The following is a 3,175-nucleotide window of genomic DNA, read 5'->3' as shown; positions in this document are numbered from 1 at the left end:
GCCGGCCTGCTGTTTGGCTTTATCGGGACCGTGGCAGGCAAAGCAGCGGTCAGAGAGGATGGGCTTGATGTGCAGGTTGTAGTCGACCGTCTCAGGCAGGGTCTTTTCGGCCGCTACCAGCTCCGCCGGTTTATCTACGCTACGGCCACAGGAACTCCAGACGGCCAGGCTGAACACAGCAATAGCAGCACTACCGGCGATATATCGAAAACGTATGTCGTTCCAGAGGAGCATACGAGAGGGGTTAAGGCATTAGTGAATTATAAAACTACAATTTCATGCTAAAAATTCCTGAGGATGTACAATCTACTGGCATATACGTCATCGTTTGACAATGGCTTCGTCGAAATTTAGAATGGTGCTTGCAACGACTGTCCAGGCAGCTAACTCGGACGGCGGTATGCGCTTGTCGACCGGATATTCACCTACGCCCAGCAGGTCGGCCGCCCGCTTCGGATTCTTCCGGAAATCAGCCAGCTCATTAGCATGAAGCTGTCTGATCAGCTCCAGTTCCTTCGGCCGCGCCGGACGACTGACAATGGATTTAAAAATATGCTGTACTATCCCTTCACTCCCCATGTTTCCTGGAACCTTGCTTAATGCTCCCTGCACCAACACCCTGGCGGCTTCGACAAACTGCGGGTCATTGAGGGTAACCAGTGCCTGTAGCGGGGTAGAGGTTTTCTGGCGTTTAACCGTGCAGAAGTGCCGCTCCGGCGCATCGAACGTTAGCATGGCCGGGTGTGGAGCGGTCCGCTTCCAGATAGTATACATCGAGCGACGGTACAAACTATCGCCATGCTGCTGCTGGTATTTAAGGGTAGATAAGGACTCCCAGACTCCGGAGGGCTGGTATGGATAAACACTAGGGCCACCCACTTTACGCATCAACAATCCGCTGGCGGCCAGTGCGCCATCGCGGATGATTTCAGCAGACATGCGGTAGCTGGGTCCACGGGAGAGCAGCGAATTATCCGGGTCGGCTTCCCGCTTGTGAGTATCCGCTACCGAGGATTGCCGGTAGGTGGCCGAGAGCACAATCAGTTTTTGCATTGCCTTTACATTCCAGCCAGACTCTCTGAATTGTACCGCCATGTAATCAAGCAGTTCGGGATGGGTGGGCAGGTTACCCTGATTGCCAAAATCGTCACTGCTCTTAACCAGCCCCTGCCCGAAATACTGCTGCCAGAAGCGGTTGACCATTACCCGGCTGAACAGCGGGTTATCGGCGCGGAGCAGCCACTGCGCCAAGCCTAACCGGTTCCGGGGCAGACCAGCCGGCAGCGTGCCCAGTTCGGTGGGGGTATCCGGCTGCACCGGTTCGCCGGGAGCGTCGTAAACGCCCCGCTTCAGCAAATACGTTTTCTGCGCATACGGGCGTTCCTTCATAACCATTACCTCATTACAATCGTCGTACACCGCCGTTTCCTGTGCCCGCAGCGCAGAAGCCTCCTGGGCCGCTTTGGCGCACTGCGGGTCAACGGCCGAGACATAGTAGGTCCGCAACAGGTTTTGCTGCCCGGCGGTGAGCGAGGGCTGTTTCAGCCATTCCCTGACCAAATCTTTTTGCTGGTACAGACCGGCTATCTCAATGGGCGTGATGGCCCGGCAGTATACCTCCAGCTCATCGACTAGGAAGTCGGCCATGGAGTCCCGAAATTTGCCACCCAGCCGGAAGTTCTCAAACAGGCCAAAACCGTTGGTGTGGCCGGGACCGTAGAGCATGCTTTTCTTCAGGTTATCGGCAAAGACCCGCACCGGCACCAGCTTGCCGTTGAGGTACAGGTTGGTACCCTTTGCCGAGCCGGAGCCATCGTACGTAATGGTCAGATGCGTCCACTGCCGGACGGGAAACTTTTGCACCGTCCGCAGGTCGATGGCGTTATCGGGATGGCTGTGGTTGAGGTTAAGGCTCAGCGTTCCGTCTTTCAGCAGCAGGCACTCGATACCCCGGTTACCGTTGTCGAGGCCGTTGGACCGGCTGAAAACCGGACCGCGCAGACCATCTTTTAACAAATAGACCCAGAGGCTGACAGAGAACGGCTGGTACCGGTCATAAAAAGCAATTTGCTTGCCCAGATCAATGTGGCCTTCCCCGTTCACCTTCCGGGCTTTGCCCCAGCGCCCAGGCACTATTTCCGGTACTTCGTCGGTATTGCCCGACAAGCGTGCGGTGTTATGTGGGTCGGCTTCGTTGCAGAAGGTCTTCGGGTCGCTATCCTCAAACCGGTAGCGGCCAGCCAATCCGGGGCGGGCGATAAGCTGTGCCGGTTGCCGGCGAACGGTACTCAACCAATTCTGAAAGCTGTTGGTGTAGGATGAGTTTGCCGGGTTAAGGGCGGGTTCCAGCGTGGTTAGCTGCTCGCGGATGAATTTGAGTTTAGCTTCGGCTTCCTGCGTGGTTAGCAGCAGGGTCGGGCTGGACTCACCATTATAGGGCACCTGCCCGGCTTCGTTGATGTTGTTGAAAAAGGCAAAAAGCTGGTAATAGTCTTTCTGGCTGATAGGGTCGTATTTGTGGTCGTGGCAGCGGGCGCATTCCACCGTCAGGCCCAGCATGGCTTTACCAAAGGTGTTGGTGCGGTCGGCCGCGTATTCAGCCAGGTACTCTTCTTCCACAATGCCTCCTTCCTGATTCTGCGGGTGCATGCGGTTAAACGCCGTCGCCACCAGCATATCACGGGTTACTTCCCGGTTTGCGGGTTTGGGCCCGGCCGCGTCAGGCCGGGCCGCGTCAGGCAGCAGGTCACCGGCGAGTTGCCAGGTGATAAACTTGTCGTAGGGCAGATTCTGGTTGTAAGCCTTGATGACCCAATCCCGGTAAGGCCAGGCGGTGCGCATCACGTCCAGTTGGTAGCCGTGGGTATCGGCATAGCGGGCTACATCCAGCCACTCTGTAGCCTGCCGTTCGCCGTAGTGCGGGGAGGCCAGCAGCCGGTCTACTACTTTCTCGTAGGCATTGGGAGAGTTGTCGGCCAGAAACGCATCTACTTCGGCGGGTGTGGGGGGCAGGCCCGTCAGGTCCAGGCTCACCCGGCGCAGCAGCGTAGCCTTGTCGGCTTCGGCAGCGGGAGTGAGGCCTTTTTCTTCCAGCTTCTTCAGCACAAAATGGTCGATGGCGTTGCGCACCCAGCGCTTGTTCTTCACTGCCGGCAAAGCCACTTTGGTGGGGGCA

The 3,175-nt window shown here is 57.2% G+C and carries 2 protein-coding genes; both read right to left on the bottom strand.

Annotation, left to right across the window (positions count from 1 at the left end):
* On the bottom strand, nucleotides 1-234 hold a 234-nt coding region (locus ABD949_RS18345; protein ID WP_345245624.1), incomplete at its 3' end, for a hypothetical protein.
* A gap of 87 nt (nucleotides 235-321) precedes the next feature.
* The coding region (locus ABD949_RS18340; RefSeq protein WP_345245622.1) for a DUF1553 domain-containing protein at nucleotides 322-3,175 on the bottom strand (2,854 nt) is incomplete at its 5' end.

Source organism: Nibrella saemangeumensis (assembly GCF_039541915.1).
Lineage (GTDB): Bacteria > Bacteroidota > Bacteroidia > Cytophagales > Spirosomataceae > Nibrella > Nibrella saemangeumensis.
Note: the sequence above shows the minus strand (reverse complement) of the source record. Positions and strands in the feature narration are given on the sequence as shown.